This window comes from Haloarchaeobius sp. FL176 (assembly GCF_024609245.1).
In the GTDB taxonomy this organism is placed as follows: domain Archaea; phylum Halobacteriota; class Halobacteria; order Halobacteriales; family Natrialbaceae; genus Haloarchaeobius.
This window is the reverse complement of record NZ_JANJYH010000004.1, coordinates 208,047-234,051: the sequence shown is the minus strand read 5'-3', so window position 1 is coordinate 234,051 and position 26,005 is coordinate 208,047. Positions and strand designations below refer to the sequence as shown.

General features: G+C 52.4%; 18 protein-coding genes. 12 read left to right on the top strand and 6 right to left on the bottom strand.

The window, feature by feature from the left end; all coding sequences use genetic code 11:
• Positions 1 to 16 precede the first annotated feature (16 nt).
• Together NO978_RS09690 and NO978_RS09685 are read left to right on the top strand one after the other, a co-directional pair.
• Positions 17 to 1,246, top strand: coding sequence for an AAA family ATPase (locus NO978_RS09690; protein ID WP_257299387.1), 1,230 nt, complete (start codon positions 17 to 19; stop codon positions 1,244 to 1,246).
• Positions 1,246 to 3,003 (top strand): McrC family protein, encoded by a 1,758-nt coding sequence (locus NO978_RS09685; RefSeq protein WP_257299386.1) that lies wholly within the window; start codon positions 1,246 to 1,248, stop codon positions 3,001 to 3,003. The genes NO978_RS09690 and NO978_RS09685 overlap by 1 nt, the downstream gene beginning before the upstream one ends.
• A gap of 4 nt (positions 3,004 to 3,007) precedes the next feature.
• Here the strand turns inward: NO978_RS09685 and NO978_RS09680 are convergent, their stop codons facing one another.
• The 4 genes from NO978_RS09680 to NO978_RS09665 form a co-directional block, all read right to left on the bottom strand.
• Positions 3,008 to 3,391, bottom strand: coding sequence for a hypothetical protein (locus tag NO978_RS09680; RefSeq protein WP_257299385.1), 384 nt, complete (start codon positions 3,389 to 3,391; stop codon positions 3,008 to 3,010).
• 69 nt (positions 3,392 to 3,460) lie between these two features.
• Positions 3,461 to 3,904, bottom strand: a complete 444-nt coding sequence (locus NO978_RS09675; protein WP_257299384.1) for a hypothetical protein — start codon at positions 3,902 to 3,904, stop codon at positions 3,461 to 3,463.
• Positions 3,901 to 4,476, bottom strand: a complete 576-nt coding sequence (locus tag NO978_RS09670) for a hypothetical protein (protein WP_257299383.1) — start codon at positions 4,474 to 4,476, stop codon at positions 3,901 to 3,903. Before NO978_RS09670 ends, NO978_RS09675 begins: the two co-directional genes overlap by 4 nt.
• Before the next feature lie 1,014 nt (positions 4,477 to 5,490).
• Positions 5,491 to 8,178 (bottom strand): DUF1156 domain-containing protein, encoded by a 2,688-nt coding sequence (locus tag NO978_RS09665; RefSeq protein ID WP_257299382.1) that lies wholly within the window; start codon positions 8,176 to 8,178, stop codon positions 5,491 to 5,493.
• Positions 8,179 to 8,302: 124 nt separating this feature from the next.
• On the opposite strand from NO978_RS09665, the gene NO978_RS09660 reads away from it, so the two are divergent.
• Positions 8,303 to 9,508: a hypothetical protein gene (locus NO978_RS09660; RefSeq protein WP_257299381.1), complete on the top strand. Its 1,206-nt coding sequence runs from the start codon at positions 8,303 to 8,305 to the stop codon at positions 9,506 to 9,508.
• Between the two features lie 73 nt (positions 9,509 to 9,581).
• Here the strand turns inward: NO978_RS09660 and NO978_RS09655 are convergent, their stop codons facing one another.
• The gene (locus NO978_RS09655) at positions 9,582 to 12,788 is read right to left on the bottom strand and encodes a DUF499 domain-containing protein (protein ID WP_257299380.1); all 3,207 of its coding nucleotides are present in this window, start codon (positions 12,786 to 12,788) and stop codon (positions 9,582 to 9,584) included.
• Positions 12,789 to 12,931: 143 nt separating this feature from the next.
• On the opposite strand from NO978_RS09655, the gene NO978_RS09650 reads away from it, so the two are divergent.
• Positions 12,932 to 14,686 carry a DEAD/DEAH box helicase gene (locus NO978_RS09650; RefSeq protein WP_257299379.1) on the top strand — a complete coding sequence of 585 codons (1,755 nt, stop codon included), beginning with the start codon at positions 12,932 to 12,934 and terminating at the stop codon, positions 14,684 to 14,686.
• The gene (locus tag NO978_RS09645; RefSeq protein WP_257299378.1) at positions 14,679 to 15,845 is read left to right on the top strand and encodes a hypothetical protein; all 1,167 of its coding nucleotides are present in this window, start codon (positions 14,679 to 14,681) and stop codon (positions 15,843 to 15,845) included. The genes NO978_RS09650 and NO978_RS09645 overlap by 8 nt, the downstream gene beginning before the upstream one ends.
• 649 nt (positions 15,846 to 16,494) lie before the next feature.
• Here NO978_RS09645 and NO978_RS09640 read toward each other — a convergent pair.
• Positions 16,495 to 17,082: a hypothetical protein gene (locus tag NO978_RS09640; RefSeq protein ID WP_257299377.1), complete on the bottom strand. Its 588-nt coding sequence runs from the start codon at positions 17,080 to 17,082 to the stop codon at positions 16,495 to 16,497.
• Between the two features lie 131 nt (positions 17,083 to 17,213).
• Between NO978_RS09640 and NO978_RS09635 the strand changes: the two genes are divergently transcribed.
• The 7 genes from NO978_RS09635 to NO978_RS09605 all read left to right on the top strand — a co-directional run bounded on the left by NO978_RS09635 (position 17,214) and on the right by NO978_RS09605 (position 26,002).
• Complete coding sequence (locus NO978_RS09635) at positions 17,214 to 17,957, top strand: hypothetical protein (protein WP_257299376.1); 744 nt, start codon at positions 17,214 to 17,216, stop codon at positions 17,955 to 17,957.
• 389 nt (positions 17,958 to 18,346) lie between these two features.
• A complete protein-coding gene (locus tag NO978_RS09630; protein ID WP_257299375.1) occupies positions 18,347 to 18,610 on the top strand; it encodes a hypothetical protein in 264 nt (87 codons plus the stop codon).
• A 301-nt stretch (positions 18,611 to 18,911) separates the two neighbouring features.
• Positions 18,912 to 19,724 carry a hypothetical protein gene (locus NO978_RS09625; protein WP_257299374.1) on the top strand — a complete coding sequence of 271 codons (813 nt, stop codon included), beginning with the start codon at positions 18,912 to 18,914 and terminating at the stop codon, positions 19,722 to 19,724.
• Entirely contained in the window at positions 19,717 to 20,229 is a 513-nt protein-coding gene (locus NO978_RS09620) for a hypothetical protein (RefSeq protein ID WP_257299373.1), read from the top strand. Before NO978_RS09625 ends, NO978_RS09620 begins: the two co-directional genes overlap by 8 nt.
• Positions 20,229 to 21,170 (top strand): hypothetical protein, encoded by a 942-nt coding sequence (locus NO978_RS09615; protein ID WP_257299372.1) that lies wholly within the window; start codon positions 20,229 to 20,231, stop codon positions 21,168 to 21,170. The genes NO978_RS09620 and NO978_RS09615 overlap by 1 nt, the downstream gene beginning before the upstream one ends.
• Entirely contained in the window at positions 21,157 to 23,187 is a 2,031-nt protein-coding gene (locus NO978_RS09610; protein ID WP_257299371.1) for an AAA family ATPase, read from the top strand. The genes NO978_RS09615 and NO978_RS09610 overlap by 14 nt, the downstream gene beginning before the upstream one ends.
• Before the next feature lie 250 nt (positions 23,188 to 23,437).
• Positions 23,438 to 26,002: a TrlF family AAA-like ATPase gene (locus NO978_RS09605; RefSeq protein WP_257299370.1), complete on the top strand. Its 2,565-nt coding sequence runs from the start codon at positions 23,438 to 23,440 to the stop codon at positions 26,000 to 26,002.
• Positions 26,003 to 26,005 lie beyond the last annotated feature (3 nt).

The window sequence follows — 26,005 nt, the reverse complement described above, 5'->3', positions numbered from 1 at the left end:
CTACCTGTATCTGGTAATGAGCGATTCGTCGGACGACTATACGCTTGAGGATGCGCAAGACGAAGTCGGAATTCTTCGCCGTGTGACCGACGACGTCGTCGAAGCAATCCAGAGCGCGGAGAACGAGGAGGTACTGGAGTTCCTGATTGAGGACGAAAAACTCGACGTGATCCACGACGGTGAGCGGGGGTTGGGGCAGGTCCGACGTGCCGTACTTGAATCTCCATTGGCGTCAGATCGACTCAAGCGTGTCGTGAGTCTCCGCGGTGACGAAACGCCTAAAGAGATACTCGTTCCGAACGACGTTGAGCGGAACGCGAAGGTCGCGCTGGAAGCTGGCAAGCCAGTCGTCCTGTATGGGCCGACCGGGACAGGGAAGACAACGTTTGCTAAGCAACTCGCTCGTGAAACCGGAATCGGATACACCCTCAACACTGCCACTCCCTCGTGGACACCGTCGGACATCATCGGCGGCATCAGTCCGGACTACACCGGCGACTCGCTAAGCTACCGGACGAAACTTGGCTGCGTGTCCGAAGCCGTTCAGCGTGCTCGCCGGTTCGACGTCGAATACGGCGTCATCCTCGATGAAATCACTCGGGCAGACATCTCGAAGATCTTTGGTCCGCTGTACACCGCCATCGAGAACCCCCATCAGACCATCTTCGAGACCGATGAGGGCGAGACCATCGAACTGGATGAGCGGGTGAACATCATCTGTACGATGAACATGTCCGACCGGACGGTGAACGAACTCGACAACGCGATCACCCGCCGGTTCGCCATGATCGAGTTGGACGAATACGAGGAAGACAAGCGCAGACAGTTGTTCAAAGACTGGATTACCACGCACGTCACCGACCACACGGACCTCGGCGAAAGCGAGATCCTCCGCCTGTTCGAGCGGGACTACCAAGGGATCAATCACGGTCACGAATCGACGTCGCAGGGTTCGATTATGCGGTTTGGTCCGATGCACTACCGCGACGTTGCCGTCTTCCTTGGCGTCGGCTGCCGGGAAGGCAGCGAGTACGAGTACGATCAGACCGACGCGGTTGGACAGGCGTTCCGGACGTACATCGTCCCGCGGCTCCTGAACGCAGCCGCATTCCCGCAAATCGAGCGCATCGCGGAACACTACCGCGCGATGAACGGCGAGTTCGAGGAGTTCGATCTCGCGCCGGCAGCTGAACTCGCCGAACGGGAACTCGAACAGGAACGACGCCAGATGGGCTCCTACGAGTAATGAGTACGGTTGACGAAGTTTACGAGTACGGGCAGGACACCTTCAACGTCCCCGAACGCGGGGAGATCCGGATAGAGGGCTGTCCGTCGTCCATCGGGGATCAACTTCGTCGCGCGTCCTTCACACAGGAGAGCCCCGGCGTCTTCACGAAGAGTCAGGCGGCACTCGATGGCGAGCAAGAGTACGAAGTTGTCACGGTCACAGTAGACGGCGACGAGAACGAGGTACTCCACGTTGAGGCGACGGACATCATCGGCGTCGTGAGCCTCACGCCGTCGTCGAAGGTGCAGGTCGATCCGAAGATCGACTGGGAACACATCTTCGACATGCTCCTGGCCGTCTACGACCAGAACCGGTCTATCGAGTATCACGGAATCCCGCTGCAGGACTTCCTCTCCGACGACATCCATCTTGACGACGTGTTTGTGGTGCTGGCGATCAACTACCTGGATGGCTTGGAGACGATCCACCGGCAGGGGTACATCCGCGACTTGGTCATCCGCCGGCTCGACAGTCTTGACGGACGGGGGGAGATTGACGTCGAACAAACGCTGTTGAACCACGGGCGCGGGACGTTGGAGCCACACTGGATCCGCAACGAGACCGAGTACGACAACGCTGCGAACTCGCTGCTCCACTTCGCTGGAAAGACGCTCCTTCGGCTCTTCCGACAGAACTCCCACGAGAACGACCACCCTGCATATGATCGGATCTTCTCCGAAGTACACCGCGAGGTGGAACGCCTGGAGAGTATGGGTGTCAGCAGCGGGTTGGACCGGATGGACGCGTATCGACGCCTCTCGCTCAGCGACCTTCCGAAGCAGCGACGTTACTACCAGAAGGCGTTCGACGTCGCCAAGGCGGTGATGTCGTCGTCGCTCGGTCAGCAACTCCGTGATGGCCCACGGGAGCTGGTCGTGGACTACGTCCTGAATATGGAGTCGCTGTTCGAGCAGTACTCGCAGGTCGTCATCGAGCGCGAACTCTCGTACATCAAGTCCTACGACCACCTCGGAGACCTCGACGACGTGACACCCGTTCGGTCACCATCGGTGAACCCGTTCGAGGATGAAGGGCAGATATACCACGAACCAGACCACGCCCTGCAGGAAGGTGACGAGACACTGGCTGTACTGGACTCGAAATACTACGCAGAGGGTCACGATCCCGTGAAGGAATCCCCGTCCAGATCACGGCTCTTCAGTTACGCGTATCTCCTTCACTCCGATCGACTCGCGTTCCTGTGTCCGCTTCTCGAACCGAAGCGTCGGCGAGTCACACAGACAGATGCCGAGCTGCAGATCGTTTCGCCCGAGCAGGAGTTTACGTTGAGTGGGTACGGCGACGTCGTCCACGACTATCTGCACGACGTACTCGTCCGCAAATCCGCTGAACTCGAAGCCTTCCGCGCCGTTGCGGAAAACCGACTGTGCCTCGATGGCGTCGAAGAGACAGATCTGAGCGACGCGAAGTCGATGAGCGGTCCGTTCACGTTCAAGGATGCTCGGGATTTCTCCTTACGTGTTCTCAAGGCTGCCGCCGACGAACACTCTTGGGAGGTCCGAAACCGGTACGATCTGGAGCAAGACGGTGACTGGACGCGGGAACAGATTGAGACGCGCTGTGAGCAGCGTTACGAACACACGACGACGTGCCTGCCGGTGTTTTGTCGTGAACAGGGGCAGGAGTGGATCGACCTCTACTTCCTAGACGGTGGCGGTGAGGTTGAGAAGGAGGGACCGCTGAAACTACTGTAGTGCCTTAGAACGGCGCGACAAGCCATTTCCCGTCCTCTTTCCGATCGAGTTGCGGACCGAAGACCTGCTGGAGCGAGTAGAGTTCGTCGTCGTACCGGAGGTCGTAGGTCTTCCCGCTTCGGTGGAACGATCCTTCGACGACGAACTGTACCGTGGGACTCTGGTACTCCAAATCGTTCGCACGTCGGTCCATCTCACGAGCAAGTTCATTCGCCAAGTCATCGTCGGCCAGAGCATCTGCGAGTCCGACGACACTTACCGTCTCAGGAACGTCGTCTTCCGTGAGCCGCTGGAGGAAATCTTTCACGGGGATCTGGTGCTCGAAGGTCTCGTAGGCACCATCGATAACGAGGTTGTACTGTCCAGGTATCTGTCCGGGGCCTGCCATTACGCAGACAACGTCTCCGAAGGGACAAAAATGGATATGTTAGCGTAGTCACGCATCTCTACGAAAGTCCTACTCCTCCCAGAAGGCACGCTGGCGTTCTTCGATTTCAGAGAGCGCCATCGAGAGAACATCTCGCCAGTCGATTGGGTGTGACGTGTCGTCACCCGGCGTCGGTGCGTTAGGGCCTGGATGGACATGATCACGGGTGTTGTGACCAGATGGATGCCTATCCCATCGATGATCGAACTCACTGGTGTCGTGTTCTTCGTGATAGTGTAGCGAGAAGTCTCCATTCTCGAACCAGGCAATTTCTAGTCGAGCACCACGAACTCGTTCTGGGTAGAACCGTCGGTCGTACACGCACACCAGGCGGTCCGGAGCAAACGCCGGTTGCTCATCGGTTCGTTTGAAGCGGTCATCAGCCGAGAACCGTTCTCGAATAGCGTCAAGTCGGTCGAAATCAATCGGCGCACCGCTAAGTGAGTCAGCCGAATTTTCGTCGCCGCCGCTCATACCGCAGACTGTAGATCAGCGCCGTCACTGGACTCGGTCGTGAGGGCTCGTTCGAGCAGCGCCACCCGACGACGTGCTGTTTGCCACGCGGAGAGACGCTCCCAGACGTCTTCGATGGACTGGTCAGTCTCGCTCGCATAGCGGGAAATCGAGATCTCATCCGGTGATTCGACGTCGAATTCTCCTTCCAGCGTCTCTGCACGCTCCGACTCCGCCTTGAGAAGGTCAAGAAGTTCTTCTGTGGCGTAGTCCTGCCGGAGTTTCTGAACCCGCCGCCAGTTCAGATATTCTTGATTCCGCTCGTAGGTCGCCGGTGATTCTGTGACTTGAGTTACGATCCCCATCCGTTCGAACCAGTCCAGATATTCGCGTGCGGCATCGACACCATGTCCCGCGAGTTCGGCGACGTCGTTCGCCGTCGCTGGACTGTCAAGTGCGAGGACCGCGTCGAAGAAATCGTCCCGCGTTCGGTCGCCGCGAACCAACTCATCTGGGGGAGTCAAGGCCTCGAAGTCGGGTGCCTCAGCACGCTCATCGGCATCGGCCTTCAGTTCCTCGCGCGGTTCTTCCATACACAGTCTCCGCCCTAAGGGGGAATAAATCTTTTCCACACGTAATAATCCGAGTTAGATATCGTGAACTCCGCCGTGGTCGGCGTTAGTCCGATGTATTGAATTGTAATAGGGTGGACTGTTGTTCACTCGTTCTCTGGTGGGTGGATCCATCCTGACAGTCGATTGTCGTCGCAGGAGTGATCGTGGGATCGAGATCCTCTAGAAGATGGTGGCCATCCGGCGAATCAATCGTTGCGAGGCACTCGCTACAGACCAATACGAGATAGTAGTCATGGAAATCGAGCTGCCGGTCGGCAGAATCGCCACACCAGTGACACTCAGGAGTCGCCGCCCGGAATCGATCCAAGAGATCGTCTGAGTCCATCACCTGGGTAAGGAGGGTGGACAGATTCGAGTGGTCCGACATATCAAGCTGAAGTATCGAAACGGGCTTCTCAATCACGGGCCGCAGGTTTTGCAACCACGTCGCTACACTGTCCCTGGTCGGATCTGAGCGTTGCTTGTCCATCTCTCTGGTCACATTCCGAAGGAGGGTATCTCGTTCATTCTGAGAGATCGGGAACGTGCAGTACGGTTGGATGGACTCCACAAATATGACGCGATGATCAGTGTCACTCATCACAACCACCACTCCTTACGCGCGAGAAAACGACTGATCGAGCTCTTCGATTCAGAAGGCGGGCAGAGTCAATTCTTGACCACATTCGCGGACGGCCCGCCGTTGCGAGGTGTTGTTTTGCTACCATTCTGGGAATGGGTCAAATAACCAGGTGCGTAAAAACCTCTGCCCAGAGAACACCGTGGTATCGACCCAATAGCGTCTATATGGCCAATATTCGGATTCAGAGTCCGGGAAGCAGGCTCACAGTACGACCATATCGCCGACTCGCCTTAGACAGTCCGTAGGAAGATGGGCTACGGCAAGCAACAGAAGCACTCCCAGCGAGAGTCTCGAAATGGTTTATCGAAAAGCGCCAGCGGGAATTGCCTTCGCGGTCAGCTTCGGGGATCCTATTCGCCGTAGCTCGTGATGTCCCGATCCCCGAGCACGCGCGTGTACGTGTCGTCGCCGGTCACGTCGGCAAGCCGACCGGCGAGTTCGCGCAGGTCGTCATCGACGTCCCACTTCTCAACATAGTTCTGGACCGCCTGCCCCTTCTCATAGCGGTACCGGAGGAACTGGAGTTTGTCGAGGTTCGAGAGGTGTTCGCCGCCGTCGCCGTTGACGCGCTCCTGGATGTAGGCCTGGCGCTTCTCGTTGTCCCAGGTGCCGAGTTCGAAGCCGTCGTCCTGGTTGTATAGGTGCGTCTCTTTCAGATCCTCCGGCGTAGCGTTCGTCCCACGGCAGAGCTTGTTGACGTCGTCGAAGGAGGGGTTCGACGTGTCGAGCAGGTCGATGAACACGTCTTCGACGCCGATGTCGCTGGCTTCCTGGATGATGCCGTATATCTCCTGGACAACCTCCTTCGCGTTCATGATCTCGCCGTCGCGCTGGACTTTCCCGTGATGCTTGGAGTACTCGCGGAAACATGCACCCATCTCCATCACGCCTATGTCGCCCCGTGAGAGATCACGAGTCTCTTCGAGTTGCTGACGTGTCCGCCGGGCTGTGCGGTAGATGTCACGCCTGAGGGAATTCCAAGATACCGGTTCTGTTTCATTAATTGGACGCGCCACAACTACGATATCGAATGAAACAGCCTCACCCTTTATGAACTTTTGAATGTCTGCACTAATCGGGTACGTTGCAGTAACTATGAAACCAGAGTTACAGACAGAAGTAAGTAGTTCTCCCCAAGAATCGGAATCACTGTGGTGGTATGTGAATGTCAGTACACCATCTTCTTTCAAGCTGTTTCTGAGAACACTAAATGCCTGCCCTAGTTCGGTCTCAAACTCCTCTGCCCCTTTGTTTAGAGCGGGATTGGCAACAATACTCTCTTGTCGTGGCGTCATCTCTGGCTCAAATTCTTTGTATTCGTCCTTTAGAAGGACTCTTTGCCACACATAAAAGAAATCTGATAATTCGGAGTAAATAACATTATCGTAATACGGTGGATCTGTGATTATCGCATCGTAGTCTGAATCTGTAGACATTTCCCTCATATCACCACATGTAACCTTGCAATTATTACCGAGAGGCTGGCTGAACGGTTCAGTCTCGTGAGTTTCTCCATTTTCTATATACCTTTCAGTGGGAGCATTCGAATATTCAACTCCTGACACTACCATATCCCACATCGCTGAAAAGCTACCAGCACCATATTCTGACCCCCATACATTTATCTCAACTGGAAGAACCGGTGGTTCAAAAGAGTTTGATTTAAACAGGTTTGTTGCTTTGTTATACGATGCTTGGTACCCACTCATCATATTGTTATAATTTAAAGATTCGGTCAGGGCAAGCAGGAGAAATTCAGATGTATTTTGATTTTCAATTTCATCTATAGCTTTCATTATTTTTGCTAGCGACAATAATTGGCGACTGTTAAACATATCTGACCAATTATTGAAATTGTGTTGGAAGACGTTGTTTCCGGTTACGGACGAAGATTGGCTTCCATCAACAGTTGCAGTAATAGCACCCTCTGGAATAGATTCTTGGGGGATATATTCTTTCAGCTCCTCAGAGTTATTCCATTCTTGATTCGCTTCTTGTACTAACTTCAAATCGAACTCGTCTACACTCTTATAATTTTTATAATCGCATCTATCTAGTCCGTCTTCATCACAGGTACTACAATAATATTCAATAGCGCACAGCTGTTGATTATATCCTCCTTGTTCTTGAATTGCGTCTGTAACCCGATACTTTTGACCACAGTCAGGACAGCTATAATTTCCTCGATTATAATTTCCTTCTTGCGGCACAAAACTAGCTGCACAGTCGTCACATGAGGTCTGGCTTCTCCAGTCCTCCGTATGTACTATTGAATGACAGTCTGGGCAGAGTACTTCATAACCATCTTGCCCATATCTTGATTTTCCCAGCCGATAATCTTTAAAAAGGGACACCGTATTTTGACAAGAAACACAATCTAATTGACGGACCCAAAAGAAATACATGACATCTGCTTCATGATCCCCATTCGGACATTCGGTCTTATAATAACTCTGAATATCGTCAGCGATTTTGCCTTTCACTCTATCAAAAGCATTGTTTAGTTCTCCAAGATTTGTTGTCCCTGCATCGATTTCTTTGCTTGTTATATACCATGCAACTGGATTCAAATCATTACCATGGCATTCAGCACCGAATCGAGAAGCTTCCATGAGTGAGGTGCCGCCACCCATAAATGGGTCTAGAATCTTCTTGTCCTCAACGCGAACGTCCTTTGAGTAGAGTTCCCACAGACTCTCTGGATCCGACATATTGACTCCATCGATGAGCGACGCGATATCGACGGTTGCGTTCTCGGCTTCGTCGCCGTAATCTGCCAGTGTCCCACTCTCGTGACCGGGTTCGAAAACTGAGACCTTTTCCGGATCGTCAAGCAGGCTGTAAAGAGAGATGGCACGGAAGACACAACCGAGTCTCCGTGCCCACCACTTGTGCATCGTGTAGTTCGGTCGGTAGTGCATTTTTGCCCGACCTTCTTTCTCGGCGAGCTCGTTGACACGCTCAATGGGGAATCCACGCTCAATGGGGAGTTCTGTCCGCTCCTGCCGACCCTGTGAAGATCCAGATTGCTCAGACATTATTCAGTATGTAGAAGCGATTGTGTACGAGCCACATAAGTGTGCCCGCTCTCATCCAACGAGGAACGCGCAATATGTAGAAGTGGCAGTAATCTTCATGCACCGATCACCACAATCTGAGAATATGAGTGACGAAGCAGACCCCGAGCAGTCGCTAGGTGAGAGCGCAGACAAGAGTTCGGAGGGTACCTCAGGCAATGAAGAGGTATCTGGGCCACCGGGTGTTCCCTATCCGGTCGCCTATCGGAATACGGTGTGGACGCTACCCTCGAACCAGATGGTGATTCGTCGCTATACTGGGTTGGAGTGGTTCGAGAAAACGCTTGAAGAAGGCGAACTATACTTCGGTCCGGCAGCGAGCTATGCGGATGATGACCCCGAAGAAGGTCAGGTAACTGAAGAAGTTCGTACCAGAGAGCGGGTGCAATCGGCCAGCGAGCAGCCCATATTACAGGACGGGAGTAAGATGAATGTCTCAGCTGGTATGGAGAGGTTCCGTCAGAATACTCAATCACAATACTTCCTCTCGTGTTGGCGGCTCGGAACCGATGAGACCCCCGAACACTGGGAGAAATTCGGGACGGGGGAGCTGGGTGTCGCAATCGAGACCACCGTCAATCAGATATGGCGACATCTCCACACTGATGCAGAAGTGTACATAGGGATGGTTAGGTATATCGATCGAAAACGAGACACAATCCCCAATTCTCCGCCGGAGACGTACTTCTTCAAGGGTTTAGACTATTCGTGGGAAAATGAATTTCGCATAGCCCTTGTTGGAGGTGGATACCCAATCGTGGACATCCGAGACGACCCAGATGAAGAGTTCCCGCTCCCCGATTACGATGAGAAGGAGTTCGCGTCGTTCGAATCAGATACAGTCATCAACAGGATTCTTGTGGAGCCCGGTGCATCAGAAGCCGAGATACGGCAGGTTGAGAATCTCCTCACAGAACATTCCATTGAAGCCGATGTTGAGCGCTCTCGGTTGGAGAGGGATTCCAAGTGGTGCCCGAGTCAGATTGTCTATGGAAATCAGAACCTCCGTACATCTGAAGAGGAACTTGATCAACGGTTAAAGAGCGAGATCGAGTCTACGGACTGGTCAACGTACAGTACTGTGGATTGGATACAGATAGTTCCCCTCTGGGCGAAAGATGGAAACGAGATCGTTGGATCGCATTTTGAAGTCTATCGATATCGATCCGATGAGGATATTCCCGAACCCGAGGAGTATGGTCACACTCGTCTGCGTCAGTTTCGGAGAGTGTCTCGATTCGAAGATGGAGAACACATTTTGACGTGGGATCTCGACTCAGAAGAGGATTAGAGTCCAATAACGACTAATGGCTACGCTAAACAGTAGTGTGAGTTTGAGAAATGACAGAGAAATTATTTTATGGCTATTTTTGGAAGGTGATCTCGATCTTCAAACTTGACGCCTCCTCGGGCATCCGCTCGAACAGGTCCTGGACCTTCGTGTAGTCCTGTCCGGATCGCAGCGTCAGGCTGACTTGCGTCCGCTCAACGTCGGCGGTCCCCTGAAGAGCACCGGGAACACCCTCGCGGTCGGGCAGCATAAACGTGACGTCGCCGTAATCGACACTTCCCGTTTGGTGGTTGTTCCGCCACTTGCTCCGCATCGCGGCGACGTCGTCGCCGTTGTACTCAAAGCGCCACGTGGGTATCTCCGTGTCGGCCTTCCGGAACGGGTACCCGGGGACCCAGTCGGAGGCTTTCTCCGAGCCGGTCGTGTTGACGACGTACTCGGGTTCTTCGTCCTTTCCGATGTTCTCCAGCAGGTACGTCCGCACCATGTACTCGGTAACACTGCTGTCGAACCGATCTGTGACCTTGTTCACCGTAAACTGGTCACCCGGTTCCAAGTCCTCGATGTACTCCAGGATCTGGTCGCCGATCCGTTCGGGAACGGTCGGGACGATCTTTACCGTCGTCGGGTCACGGTCTCCCAGCGATCCGAGGTACCGACCGCCGGCTTCCAGGACGTAGTCGTCTACGAGGAATTCGTTGACCGCCTCGCGGGCGACGGACTCGGTCTCATCCGGCGGCAGGAACACCGACTCCTCGGCACGGACCTCGCCGATAATTGTGTCGAGGTTCGCATAGCCGTCGTCGTCGATATGCGTCTCGATGCGGTCTACGAGGGACGACGCACCGACGACCTCCGCGCCGCCGACGTCTCGGACCGTCGCGTCGGACTGTGGTTTATCGAGGATCTCGTTCCCTTTGACGATAACGTACTGCTCCTCACGAGCGAGCCGACCGATGGCCCGCATCACGACGTCGTGGCTGTCGCCGTCGATCCAGATCTCGCCGTCTTCAACGAGTTCTAGTTCGAAGTCACCGATATCGAGCGCGGTCGTTCCGCTCCCGAACCGCTGACGCAGTTCCTGTTCGACGTCATCGACGCCCCATACGTCCACATCGTCTTGCTGGACGAGGACGGTGTCCAGCGAGCTTCCGGAGAGATCATCGCGGAACCCGCCAGTGTCACGGGCGAGCACCGGTTTGTCCGAGAGCGCTTTGACGGTCGCATTCAGCACGTCGTTCGCACTGCCGGGGATCGGGAGGTCCGGGTCGCGGAGGAACTGCTCGTAGATATCTTCAACCGAGATTTCTCCGCGTCGCTCCAGAAGGTCCTCAGCGATAGCCCAGACGTCCGACTGGAGGTCAAACGGATCGGCAGATGCTGAGTCCGCGATGTTCGACGCATTCAGCTCTGCCTCATCGTGAACGTAGACGTCGAGTTCCATCGGCGTCATCTGTCCCCAGTCGTTGAGCAGGTCGTTCCCGTCAAGCACCTCACCGTACAGGAGCTGGAGTTCTTCGCGGAGTTCGTTCTCCTCCTGTTCCCGCATACCCTTGATCGACGTCCGGATTTCGTCATCGAGGGATTCGTCGGCGAGTACCTGCCGTGCGCCCTCGATGTACCGCGCCTTATCGATGTACCGTGTCCCCGACTCGATGGCCTTGTCGCCCGAGGGTTGGACGAACACGAGCGTGTTACGCCACTCGCGGCCACGTCCGTCGTTCGTGATGACTTTCTCGACCTCCTCGTTCGTCCACTGGTCGTCCTTCACGACGACCTTGACCTCACGGTCGTCCGGGATGTCTCGCATGTCGTTCGTCCGGAATCCGACCGGGTGTGCGTTCGACCCGAAGATATCGGTGATGAAATCCGCGACTTCAGCCTTCGCCGATGTCTCGGAGACGTCTACGGCCGCGTTTCGGATGAGCGCGTTCGGGTTCTGCCGGTCGCGGATCGCGTACTTTCCGTTCAGCTTGTGGAGATGCCACGCGACACCGTGGAGACGTTCGAGGTTGAGGACAACGTCGGAGACGAGATCGCCAGTCTGGTAGGCACCCATGACGATCTCCGAAACCTCTGCACCCTCGCCCTCGCTCGGCTTCAGCGAGTACAACAGGATCGTGTTCAGGATACGACGACCGTGAGGCACTTCCTCTGTGTCGATTCGGCTTTTGATGTCACCGGTTGCGGCGTTCAGTCGTTCGTAGTTGATCTTCGCCAGCTCGTCCTCAAACTCGATAGCGTCGATATCACCGTGCGTGATCAGATCCGTCTGATCCTGCATCTCCAAGAGAACCTTCGAGAAGAGGTAGATCATCCCTCGCGTGTTCTGGTTATCCTCGTCAGCGTAGTACCGCGTCTCAAGCGCATCCAGAAGCACAGGGTGGAACGGATACAGATCGTGCATCTCCGCCAGCAGGTCATCGGGAATGGAGACGTGATCGGACTGATCGTACGCGTCGTAGTACCCATTGACGATCTCGCGGGCGGCGTTCTCGTTCACGGAATCGATCAGGCGGTGACGAAGGACCTCGCGTTTGTCCACCTGGTTGTTCATGTTGACCTCGACCGCCTGTTCCCGGTTCAGGATGTCGTGGACCTCGGAGCCCTCACGCAGAACAGAGACGATAGTGTAGAGTTCGAGATCAGAGAGCGCCGTTGATTCGAGCAGCGACTGGAGGAAGGCTTTGTTCGCACTTTTCCGGTCGCCCTGGAGTGTATCGAACCAGTCCTCCAGTTCGTCCACGAAGAATGCGACTGTGTCGTCGCCGACGGCGTCCTGAATCGTCTGCATATCGGGATACCCGCCCGAGCTGAACGTTCCAGGATCGTAATCGAGCGCCTCGAAAAACGGTTCCCAGAGATACTCGTACTGCTCGTTTTGCATAGCGACTGTAACCGGAGTCGCCGACTCGGGAAGTGCCGTCTCGAAGCCCTCGACCGAGTCGCTTGCCCACGTACCTGCTGCGCTGGGGTCGTCGAAGCAGTGGTACAGCGCCACCATCTGGTGGGACTTCCCACTGCCGTACGGCCCGTAGAGAATGTGCGTACCGCGCGGATCATCGCCCGTTAGCGAATCACGGAGAATCGAGATCGCCTCGCGGAGTCCCTGCGTCATCAGCGTCCGGTCGAAGAAAAGGTCCGCGTCGGATTCGAATTCGTCGTCGTCGTCAACGTTGTAGAGCTTTACCTGGCCATCGATTTGCCCCTCTTCCCGAAGCTCACGGCTGAGAGTTACCGTGTCTTCGAGGGTGTTCGACAAGGATCCTGTCTGTGCCATCTTGATACTTAAACACACCTCTTGGACACCCAATAAACACTATGATCCTGCGAACATCCTCGCTTCTCAGGACCAATCAGACGTGCTCGCCTGCTTCGGTCGGTCACAAAACGTATTTCACGCGAACCTGTCTCTACGAGACTATGGGAAGTTACGACCTCGTTGATGTTGAGGTCACACACGAGTCTGCGGACGATCTTCTCGATTCATTGTCTGAGGATGGTGCAGAGGAGGATCATTTACAGAGCATCCAAGCTGTTCGTCTCCAAGCGGGCCAGCCGGACTCCGAACTTCGCTCGCTGAAAGAGTTGGACGAAAACTCCGTCAAGCTACTGGAACATCAGGTGGACGCAGCCTATCGGGCCCTCTTCGAAATGGACGGGAAGGCCCTTCTCGCTGACGAGGTCGGGCTCGGGAAGACCATCGAAGTTGGGATGATTCTCAAGGAGATGCACTTTCGAGAGACGGACGAGTCAGTCCTCATCCTCACGCCTGCGCAGCTGGCGAAACAGTGGCAGGCTGAACTCCGGGAGAAGTTCGGCCTTGAATTCGTCTGCAACTACGACGATGAATTCGAGGACTTCGACGCGCATGACTACATCATTGCGAGCATCGACACCGCGAAGAGTGAGAGACACCGCCAGACGGTTCTCGACCGTGACTGGGACGTTCTGGTTCTTGACGAGGCGCACTACGTCAAAAACGAGGAGACGGACCGCTACGACCTGATTGACCGGCTCTCCTACAACTACGCGTTCTTCCTGACGGCGACGCCGATTCAGAACGAGCTGACCGACCTCTACAACGTCGTCTCGCTACTCCGACCTGGGCTGTTCGGCACCCGCGATGTCTTCCACCAGTACTTTGTCAACAGCAATCAGGAGACGCTGGTGAATCGAGACGAACTACAGGACCGCCTAAACAAGGTTATGATCCGAAACCGACGGGAGGACACGGATATTGACTTCACGGACCGGACAATCGACACACGGACGTTCAATCCAACCCCGAAGGAACGCGAACTCTACCAGGCAGTCTCTGACTACGTCAAGGGGGCCTACAGCCAGGATCAGGGTCAGAAGCTCGTGTTGATGCTCCTCCAGAAGGAAGTCGTTAGCAGTCCTGTAGCGCTCAAGGAGACAATCGAGAAACGACTCTATGAGCAGTCTGAACTCACCCACGCGGACGAACTGGAGTCCATTCTGGATCTGATCGAAGAGATTGATACAGTAACGAAACAGGAGCGTCTTCTGGATATCGTCGAAGAAGTTCGTGACACCGTCGAAATGGGGCGTGTGATCGTCTTCACCCAGTTTCGCGCGACTCAACGCCAAGTGCTTGATCGTCTCGCCTCGGAAGGGTATACCGTCCACGCGTTCCACGGTGGACACTCCAGTAGTGAGAAAGAACAGATCGTGGAGGACTTTGAGGAAGAAGGTGGAATCCTTGTTTCAACTGATGCAATGAGCGAAGGTCGAAACCTTCAGTTCTGTAACCTGTTAGTAAATTTAGACTTACCATGGAATCCAATGCGCGTTGAACAACGTATTGGACGTGTTCACCGGATCGGACAGAAACGGGACGTCTTCGTCTTCAACATGGCGCTAAAGGACACTGTTGAAGAATACGTCCTGGAGCGGCTCTACCACAAAATCGACCTGTTCCAACAGAGCGTGGGCGAGCTAAGTTCGATCTTGAGTCGGTTAGAAGAGTCCGGTACGAGCTTTGAGGACCAGATTTTCGACCGGCTGGTTAATGCTGGTTCAGAGGTCGATCTGGAGAACGATTTCGATGCGATGGCCGTCGATCTGCAGGAACAACGGGAACTCGCGGACAAACTAGAGGAGTTCAACAACGGAGTTTTCGAAGGATTCGACCTGGGGGAAAGCGATGACTGAGGCAGCACTCGCAGTCACGCAGTCTCTCGTCGAGGAATTCACCGAGTGCTACTTGAAGTCACTCGGCGGCACCATTGAGAAACGAGGGGACACCTGGGAAGTTGCGATCCCAGACAATGAGGATACGGAATTGCCGGCGGGAAGCCTATCGTTGCTTTGTGACGCAGACAGAGACGAAGATGCTACTGGAGAGTCTCTTCATCCGGAGAGTGAGTTTTTTCAGCGGATTCTCAGAGAGGCAACTGAGCGTCGCCCTACTGGGAACCTATCGATAGAAGCCGATCGAGACGACGTAGAAATCCCACAGTGGATCAAAGAAGGCGACGTCGAAGTCATAGAGGCCCAGTTCACTCCGTATTACGACCGCACAGCGATTGTAGTTCTCTTCGAGGTGAGTATCGAAACCGTCAGTGAGTACCAACAAGAGTTCCTTCGCGCCATCGCTATTGACCATCGCTCGGAACAGAGACTTCCAGCGTTGGAAGAGACGTTTCTTCAAATGATGTCGATAACCACGAACGACTCTCCCACTACCACGCAATCGTCATTGTCGGAGACAGACGCACGATCACTGCTTAACACAGCCCAGGATCAGCTGATGAATAGCATCCAGAACGAGATTGAGGAAGTCCATAATGAGGCATCCAGAGCAGCGGACGCAGAGGTCGAAGAGTACCGCCAACTGCAACAACAACGGATCCAAGAACTGGAGGAGGAACGTTCTAAGCTGTCTTTGAAGATCGATGAGCTGAGTGAAGCGATCAATGGCAGTGATCAGAACGATCGCGTGGAGGCACTGAAGAAACGGAAAGAGGCAAAAGGTGAGTATGAAGAGGTCGATTCGGAATTGGGTGTTCTGCACGAACAGCGAGACCAGGGGTTTCCCCAGAAGCAGGAAGAGATACGAAAGCGGCATGCGTTGGATATTCGAGTGACTCCTCTCACGGTAACACAGGTAGAGTACGAACGGGGAGAGATTGATATCGAACTGGTCGAACAAGGAGTTTCCCGAACGGTGACGCTCGGGTACGGGAGCGGGATCGGAACTACGGATACCGTCCAGTGTTCTTCATGTGATAGTGTGTTGAGCGTAGAGAATCCACTGAATACCATCAAAGACTCTCTTCGATGTAGAGCCTGCAGTACTTCTAACGACTAGAGGAATACATCAAGAATTTCGAATTTATCGACGAATAGAGGCCTCTCAGCGAATCTTAAGCGTCGTCTCCTATGAGGATTAACTCATCATCCTCGATCTGTAGTAGGTCCGCATTCTCCAGATCGTGGCGTTTCACCCTGTTCACATCAACTCCCAGTGTTTCCCGATCTTGGTTGTATTCGTATCCTGGTGAGGACTCAGCGATTTCTCACATCAATTTCCGGACCGTACTTTTCCGTATTTGACCGTTGAATCGGTCAACTGTATCGGGGATGCTGAAGACCGCTTTTATCGTGTCGCTATCATTAGAACGGTACGAAGGGCGATTAGAGACGTACGAACAGCAGGATGAGCGAGGAAAGGATATGTCGGTACCCATCGGAAACGCGAAATGCCAATTGGAATCCCTTCAGCGTGAACGTGACGAAGAATTAGCTCGGTTAGAGGAGGAGAAGCACGTAACACCCGAAGAACCCGAACTGGCGACAGCAGCACTAATACTCAACTCATTATCCCAAAACCGATCAGCGTCACAATTGCGAAAGTCGTCGGTTCGGGCAACCTCCACGAAGAGGTGGATCTGGAAGCGTTTGAGGACCCCCTCTCTACATCGTATCTGGAATATGAGAACCGCGTTCTCGCTGTACTGTCAGTAATCCTCGTGTGAGAGCAGATCTTTTCCTTCGACATTCTTTGGGAGTCCATCTGCTGCGTCAAGCGGACGGAAGAGGTAGGTATCGTTGAGGTAGTCGTTGTTGAGGGCCTCCCGGAGTTCGACGAATGTTAGGCTCTCTCCCTGCTGGAGCTTTCGTTGAATTCGGGCTTGTGCTTCGCGTGGAAGGCCGTACTGTAGGTCGAGGTTAAAGTCAAGAACAGTTTGGTCCTCTGTAAGTCCTTTCTCGACCCCGTTCTTGAGGATGTCACGGAACCGATCGTCAGGTGAATATGACTCTGAATTGGGTGCGTGCTGGCAGAGGGAGAACAGGAACGCGATCGCATCTTCTGCGGCGGTGAATAACTCTTCGTCGGCAATCCCGTCGTCCACAGCTAGTTGGGTTCTGTCTTTGCTTGCTAGTTCTGTTGCGAGGTATTCGAAGTCGTAGAGTGCATTCCGAGCTCGGTTCCGAATCCGGAGCCGCGCGTTTCGTTCACTATCTCGATTTAGGTTCTTTCGCCCGAGCAGATATTGTCTGTCATCTTTCGTCAGAACTCCACGGTTTCGATCCAGTCCAGTCATAATCCGATTCAGTCTACAATCCCGCTCCAATATAAGTATATGGCATAATTCGTCATCTGATTCCGATGACAGCGTTCCCGGTTTTACTAACAGGCTACCGGATTGAGTGGTACATGGATACGAACTGAACTATGAAATTGGCAAAAATAGACCCTCACGTCAGCTGTCCGATCATCTGTGGCGAATACATGCGCGCAAGCGGCTTCTTCTTCAACGCCGAGGATCAAACCTACCTCATTACCGCTCGCCACAACCTCCTGCCTACAGACGCGTCAACCCTCGCCACGGGCCAACTCTCGCTTTCTTACCGAACCGAGGACTACCTCCCAACGATTGACATCTACCTGCGAGATGATCCCACCTTCACGGTGAAACGGGTCGATCTCACCGAACAATCAGGCATTCTTCTTGATGCCGGCATTGACGTGATCGGCGTCCCCATCACCTTCTCGCCCGAAGACTACGGGTATGTCGTCTGGACGCTTGACGACATTACCTCCGAGAACTCGCCTGAACTCCTTGATATCATCGGCTACCCTGGACCATCCTTCCCGGACCCCGACCCGTACGACAGGGAGACCTACGCACAGACGATCACTGAGCCGTACATTCTCACGCTTCAAGACGACTTCCCCACTCACCAGGAGGGATCACCTTCCACCGATCAGATTGCATTAGGAATCGTTACCGGTGTCGATGATAGTACTCCCAGCCACAGGGGGTACAGTGGTTCGCCTGTCCTCGGAGACAATCTCGCAGGCATTCACTGCGCAGATGTCGGAATAACGGCGATAAATCCAGAGACTGGCGAAAAGAGCGTACATCCGGCTATCGCCTACTGGCAGGCAGACGTCCTCGGACAGCTCCTGAAATAACTTGGCAGAACGGCAGAGAATGATCATATCTACACTCCCGATTTCTGGATACAGCCACAAGGCCTGGACACCCAGTGGGCAACTTTCCAACTTTATACGGCAATCCAAAAGCAACAGCCTGTATGCGAAACAAATGGCAACTTAGACATCGGGAGCCGGATCTTCGAGGCCAACCCACGGGGTCGCGCGTGAATGTATACGACTGTCCCAATGTATGCACCTCGAAGCGCGTTGTCAGCGTGATAGGTGCATAAATTCGCACCTACTTGAGCCGGCGTCCGCGCCGATCACGTCAGATGCCGACAACGCCTTTATACAGAACAGGCTCTCATTCACTCCAGAACAACGCATTGCTACCCCCAGTGCATACTCACGTACTTAAAGAAACAATGGCAACCGACCGAACCAGCCTGAAGCTGAACGATGAGCGAAAGACCCTCTTTGACAAAGCGAGCGAGATAGTTGCTGACGGAGCAGACGATGACCCGCCGAGGAGTGACGTCATTGACGCAGCGCTGACGCACCTCATCGAATCCCACGAGAACTTAGAGGATGTCCGCGATCGCTATCCCCCTCAGACGATAAAGGATTGCTGCAACACATCGGTGCTCGGGCTACGCTACCGGACAAGTATTGAATCGAAGTGGCGATGATCCGTGATTTCCTCCAAGAAAAATATCTCCATTTCTTATGAGGACATTGGGGCGGCGATTGATCGAATCTCAGGGCTGACCTTCCGCGTAAATGGCGGAACAATCGGATTCGAGAACGAAGAGGCGTACCAAACAAGTAGCATAAGTGTGTCTCGTCCGGAAGTGATTATCATCTGAGGATGGCTAGTTGTCATCTGTCAGCCGCCCTGCGACGCCTCACGGTAACGCGCGACGTTACACTATACAAGAATCTATTTGCCGCTCCCATCATCACATATATTTCACAAGGAGGTGTCCGATCGTGACTGAAGATAACTACAACAGCCACCTTCACGAATACGTCACATTCGGTTTGGGCATCCACTACGTACTGAAAGCAATTATTATCCAGTTTGTAGCGCTTCTTTTAACGTATCAATTCGCACGCCCTCTCACAATATCAGTCAGCAAACCACCTCTATTCATCGGTATCTATACCGCTATCTCCGTGATATTTGTAGTGATTACTTTTTTGTTCGCACGAAATATGTGTAAACGCTCTATTTCCCCACAGATGCACAACCTTACAGCAGTCCTCCTATCTACACTTCTCTACCATCTTATTGCAGCAGCTGTCGTAGCTTCCGGATACACCCTGTTAATCGTCGCCGTAAGCGGCCTAAGCCAAATCAATACCCTGGATATCTTCCTAAGCCTGCTCTTCACTACGGCTTTTGCTGCGATACTCACTGTCGGCTACCATGACGAATTGGACGACCAGCTGCCAGCCGTAGAATACCTTGAAGATACGGTTGAAGACTGGGTTGGAAACACAGCATGGGTAGAGAAAGAGGACAACACGCAAGCGCAAAGAGACCAGCTTAATGCATTCGAAGACAGCTGCGACGAGCTCAACGACATTTTCTCGAATGCTCGTACCGAAGCAGGGAACGTATTCGCTGAGGAGTTTGATACCTGGGTTTCCAGTTTCAAAGGGCACAACGGCCAAGCCAAGGAGCTCGTTATTAAAGGGCAAAAGCATAATAAAGGCCGCAATCAAGAACTTCGGACGGAACATGAAGAATTTCAACGTATAAAATCAAGATTGCAGGATCTCTCAACCCGATATGATTGAAAAACGCTATGATAGTCTGGACGTCGTAAGCCCCCACGAGCAATATCTTCTGGTTCTCTCCGAAAGTGGACGGTGCTTCGGCTCCGACTTCTCTGAGCTCGCCCGTGAAATCAAGGCACGGATAGACGGAGATGAGTTAACCGTCCAGGAGTACTTCCATCCATTAGAAGACGTGTCGAACTCTTCCCGGCTTCTCCAGAATTCTGTCTGGCTCATTCATTGGGAAGAGTGTCTTCAGGGAGAGGACTACTCTTGCCTTGATTCCTTCTTGGACCCCTCTCTCTTCCCGAATTATGCTGAAGCAATAATCTGCACAGAGGAGGGCGGGTACGATAAAGCGAAAGAAATCGAACGTGAGTACAAGCGGACCTCCGTCGCTTACAGTAGAGATACTCTATTTGCATACGCTAAGGTGCATTTCTCTGATTTCAACCCGACTCATACCAGTGGAAAAGAACGGGTCAAGTCCTGGAATAATGAAATCTGTGAACGGCTGGGGATATAATGCCCAACGAATGGAAGGTTCTGACACGGGTTATAGAACGGGGATCAGAGTTTGAATTCACCGATGAAACTTACGAACAGTACATAACCGCCGTTTCTGCGGCGTACGCCGATGCCACAGCAAGCCGTGACGGGACGCCCACAGCAGACGATGAATACCACTCGTTCTTAGTGGAGGACGTTCTAGCCGATGGTCGAGTCCTTGCGGTTTTAGAGGACGTAGAAGCTCCACCCTCCAAAATCAGTGCTATCAATGATGGAACGATCGACTTAGACGCTTCTGTTGACCAATGGCACGAGATCCGGTTCACTTTTGACGAACTACTTGACCTCCTAATGCTTCTGAAGCTAGTTCGTGACTACTCTGAGCTGAGCAGTTCGAAGAAAATCGAATCCAGATTCAAGCTTCAGAAGCTCGTCTACCTGGTCAATCACAACCTAGTGAATCAAGAAAACTACTCACTAGCGAACAGCAGATTCGGACTGCTCAGCAAAACCGGATACCGATATCGCTACGCCAACCGTGAGTCGGGCCCATACTCTGAGGACGTCTACGAAGACAAAAACCGACTCTTTGCATGGGAGCTAATTGACGAACCAGTGGTAGGCTCCGATGGGACTGGTGAAGTAGCAGAACGAAATCACCAGTATGCAATTGAACTCTCTGCCCAAGGAGAGATTATGGTTGAGCGATTCTACGACCAAATTGAAAGCACTGACAGTTTCATCATCAGTGCGTGGAATCAAGCTCAGACTGAAGAGATACAAAAGGTAGCTCAGATGACCCACTCAGAACTCACGGAGTACGTGAATCAAATAGACGATGTTCGGACAACAACTAAAGGCGGGGAGCTACTCATCGGCCCGGAAAATAAGTTCCAAGAAACGGAGATCGAGTATCTGGAAGACCTGAGGGGTGAGTTTGAAAATGCCCGAGCGTGACGAAGTTATCGACGAGATCTTGGAACGGGTCTCTGAGGAAGGGGTTCCGGAGGAACATACGGATCTTTGTGAGTCGCTTCTAGTAGACAACTATGGAAGTCTTGAGTACTCTGTTGATGAGCTGAAACTCCGACATTTGGATATCGAGAATTTCAGAGTGATTAAGGAGAACTCAATTGACTTCGGGAATGAGAGAACGATCTTATTTGGAGAGAATGAAGAGGGAAAGACAAGCTCACTAGAGGCTGTCAGATTTAATCTTCTTGGACGACAAGAGGATCAGCGAATTAAGCTCACTGGACCGATTCGAGATGGTAAATCGACACTCGTTACAACTGGGAACTGGTCCGTAGACGGTTCTGATCATTTAATCCGCCGTACTCTAACCAACGGAAGCGGTTATAGCGAAACTATCCGACTGAATACTGATCCACAGGACTTGGATGATCTCGGATGGGGTAGCCCGAATACTCAAGAAGAAGTATCACGAGCAGTGGGGCTTTGGCCGATTGAATCCAAGCAGCTCGGAAGATACAATACCTTCTCTTTGTTTTGCTTGATGCCTGGGAATTTCAAGATCTTCTTGAAATGGCAGAAGAAGAGCAAGTACCTCGATATGCTGTTCGGGATTAATCTTGCCTCTGTCATTACCGAGAGTTCCCGATACCGCAACAACGAACTTGAACTATCGGAGGACGAAAAGACTGCGGCAGAGGATCTCGCAGATGTGGAAAGCAGGGTCTCGAAACTCCAAGACGACATAGAGTCTCTTCAGGGGGAACAGGAGCAAGTAGAAGCGAAGCTTAACGACCGGAAATCAGAACTACGTAGGACGCAGGACTTGCTAGGTCATAAAGACGAGCTTGAGGATTTAGAAGCACAGGAGACAGAGATAAAGCGGCAGATCAATAAGCTTCAGGATGAGCGGCAAGAGTATCTGTCGCAGCTTAGGACGGTTGAGCAGAAGATCAACCGGTACCAAGAAATGGATATGGGGGAGCATCTTCACGAACCCTCCCAAGAACTCCAGAAGTACATGAGCGTCCCAGATCGGTGCCCAATCTGTACAAACGAGGTTGATGATGACCAACGCCGTCGGCTCCTGAACGATGGAGATTGCCCCCTCTGTAGAAAAAGTGTCCCGTCGGAACGCATTGAAGTTGGGACGGAACGCGATGTGGAGGAGAAAATCGTTGAACGCGAACAGCGGGAAGAAGCATTAGAGGAAGCGCAGGAACAACGGCAGCGTATTCAGGGTGAGATAGAACTTCTGGAATCTCGCATTGACGATTACGAGACGGAACTTGAGAACGTAAGAGCTCAAATTCAGCAATCTGACGAGAAAGAGTTGCTGGACAGAAAGAACGAATTGCAGTCTACAGTGGAGGAACTGAACGAAAAAGCAACAAATCTACAGATTGAGCTCAACGCCAAGCGTGAGACAATTGAAGACATGCAGGAAGATCGCCTCCCTGAACTTGAGGAAGTTTACGAGAGTCGAAAAAAGAAGGTCGAGAAAAAAGACTCTCTGAAAACATTTGAAAGGGTCGTCCAGAATCAGATCAACAGAGAGCGCGAAGAGATACGGACTAATCTGGCAACGACGATGGAGAACCTATTGGATATTTTTGAGGAAGGAACACTATCGGACGCCTTTACCGTGGATTTCGATTCAGACGGCGGATATGACTTTACTATTCGTGTTCGTGATGGGGACGATATTCCATCTGATCGTCCGAACGAAAACTCTAACGAGGGCAAACTCACGGCCCTCCTGTTCCATACAGCAGTGCTTAATCAGCTAACAAAACACGGAGATACGCTCCCACTACGCTTATTCATCATCGACTCCCCGTATTCCGAGTCACCAGACACTAGAAACACTCCGGACATCACGAATTTCCTTCAGCAACTCCCAGATTTCCTTCCGGAGTTCCAACTCATCCTCGGAATCGCGGATACAAATATGGCCGACAAAGACGCCTTCTCAGATCAGTACAATATAGTCAATTTCTGAACGCCACAGGTATTTCCACACATTTGACTAGAAGTATTCAATACAAAATGTGAGTGCGAACCGACATAGCAGGATCCCATACAGCGAAAAGTCGGTCCGACGTTATTGCGGAGATCCACGACCGTATATGGCTATTTTTAGAACTACTGAGTGAAATTACCTTCTTATATTAATACAATTTAAAGCGACGGTGAATGTGTGGGGTTGCTGATATCAAGACTTACATTAATACGATTTAGATGAATTTACTATGAATCCGGTTACCCGTGGGAATAGTGGTGCGGAATTTCGTAAAGCGGACCTCCACGTCCATACTCCTGGCTCATACGATTATGAGGCCGATATTTCACCAGAGGACCTAGTAGACGCGTTTGTCGAAGAAGGACTCGAACTTGTGGTCGCCGCTGACCACAACTGCACTGGCTGGTTTGATGAACTACAAGATGCGGCAGAAGAGCGGGAAGAGGAACTTCAAATTCTCCCGGGAGTTGAGATAACTACACCCCAGGGTGGGGATAATCAGATTCACCTAGTCGGGATTTTCCCTCCCCAAAAGGTAGACGAAATCACGGCACTATTGCATACCATTAGCATCGACCCGACAGATCCAAGCAGTACGCAAGCTTCCCAGAGTATCCCAGAAATCTGTAGTGAAATTAGAGAACGAGGTGGCTTGGCAGTACTCGCGCATATTGATGCTAACTCTGGGGCACTTGAAGAAACAGAATCTGGAAACATTCGAGATAAGATCTTCAACCCAGACTTAGTCGCTGCAATTGAAGTTGTTGACCCAGCTATTCGTGAGGAATTCCCGGCATTCCCAGCAGTCCGGTCCTCAGACGCCCACCATCCAGATGATCTCGGCCGGGGATTCACGTACTTGAAGATGACCGAACCCTCATTCGAGGGATTCCAGACTGCGTTATCTGATCCTGAGTCACGCATCCGCTTTGAAAAGGCTGAATACGACCATCCGTATATCAACGCAATCCGCTTCGATGGGCCCTTTTTCGATGATAGGGCAGTTCAACTCAGTCCCAACCTGAATTCCCTCATTGGCGGTAAGGGAACCGGAAAATCATCGGTAATACAGCAAGTCAGGTACGCGTTTGATATTGATCCCCGTCCGGACCGAATTAGGGAGGATTACCACAGCTTGATTGAGGCCACGATGGCTCCTGACGGCGAGATCAAGGTACAGGTGATAACTGAGGCTGGAGACACCTACTGGGTTTGTCGGACATACGGTGAAGACCCAGTTGTGAATCGGGCAGACGGGACGGAAGCAGATATTGGGATCGAAACGTTCCGGGACGAGTTCTTTGACCTGGAAATTCACAGCCAAGGTCAGTTACTCGCACAAGCCCGAAACACCTCTGACCAGCTTGACCTGATTGACTCATACTTCGATTTTGGCGAGCAGAAACGCGAGCGGGAAGAGTTGAAATCAGAACTCCGGAGTAACGCGCAGGCGTTGAATAGTGCACGGACAGCCCGAGATCGGATAGAAAGCGACATTACGGATTATGATGCCGTTCGAGAAAACTTGGCGCTGATGGAAGATAGCGGTGTCGAGGAATTTCTTGATGATCAGAACTCCTGGGATGATGAAAAGACTCACTTAGACCGACTTGAAGACTCAATAGACGACCTAGCCGATACAATTCCTACGGAGGAAGAGCTCCCGACGGTACCCGCTACCGAACCAGAAGACACACCGAACAATGAACTGCTTGCGGAGGCCAATCAGATTGCTGAAGAAGCACAGGACGATGTTGTTCAGGCAATTAGTGACATTGAAGATCGTATTGAGGCTGCGAGGAGCCAACTGTCCGATTCAATTGATGAATGGAGCGAGCGGGAAGACGATAGACAAACCGAGTATCAACGGCTAGCAGACGAAATTGAGGACGAAACAGGCGTCGATATTGACGAATACTTCGAGCTAAAAGATGAAGCGGCGGAACTCGATGCTTTAGAGAATGATTTGGATGAGAAAGAAAATGAAATCCAAGATTTAGAAAATGAACGACAAGAACTCCTGAGTCAACTGCGGGATGTTCGTCGTGGGATCACGGATACAAGACGGGCGGGAATTACGAATATTACCGAATCACTTCATAATATTCGAGTCCGATTAGACCCAGACGGAGACCGGGAGAGTTTCCAATCCTGGTTTAATGACGTTCTGAATGGGTCGAATGTTCGGACCACCGATAAGGAATCTATCACTGAAGAGTTTGATCCAGAGATACTGTTCGAGATTATCCGTGGTAAGGATACCCAACGGCTCATCGATGATGTTGGATTGACACCGACTGCCGCGGAGAATGTAGTAGGATTCGATAACCTCAGGAATCAGCTTCATGAACTCCAAATCAAAGAGCTTCATGACAAACCCATAATTGAGATTCAGCATGAAGGAGAGTGGAAAGCTCTTGACGACATGTCGGACGGTCAGAAGTGTACGGCACTCTTGTCTATCGCAATGCTGGAACGTGAGAAGCCTCTTATTGTTGACCAACCCGAAGATATGCTTGATAACGAATATATCTATGATGAAGTCGTAGAAATGGCTAGCCAAGTCAAGGAAAACCGCCAGATTATCGCCGCCACGCATAACGCCAATCTCCCAATACTAGGGGATGCTGAGAAAATCAACGTCATGTTCTGCAACGGCCGACAGGGATTCATTCAGGAACGTGGCTCAATTGACGATCCTGACGTACGCAGAAAAGCAAAAAAGATTCTCGAAGGTGGTGAAGACGCGTTCAATGAACGAACTGAAAAATACGGGGCACTCCAATTGAATTAAGGC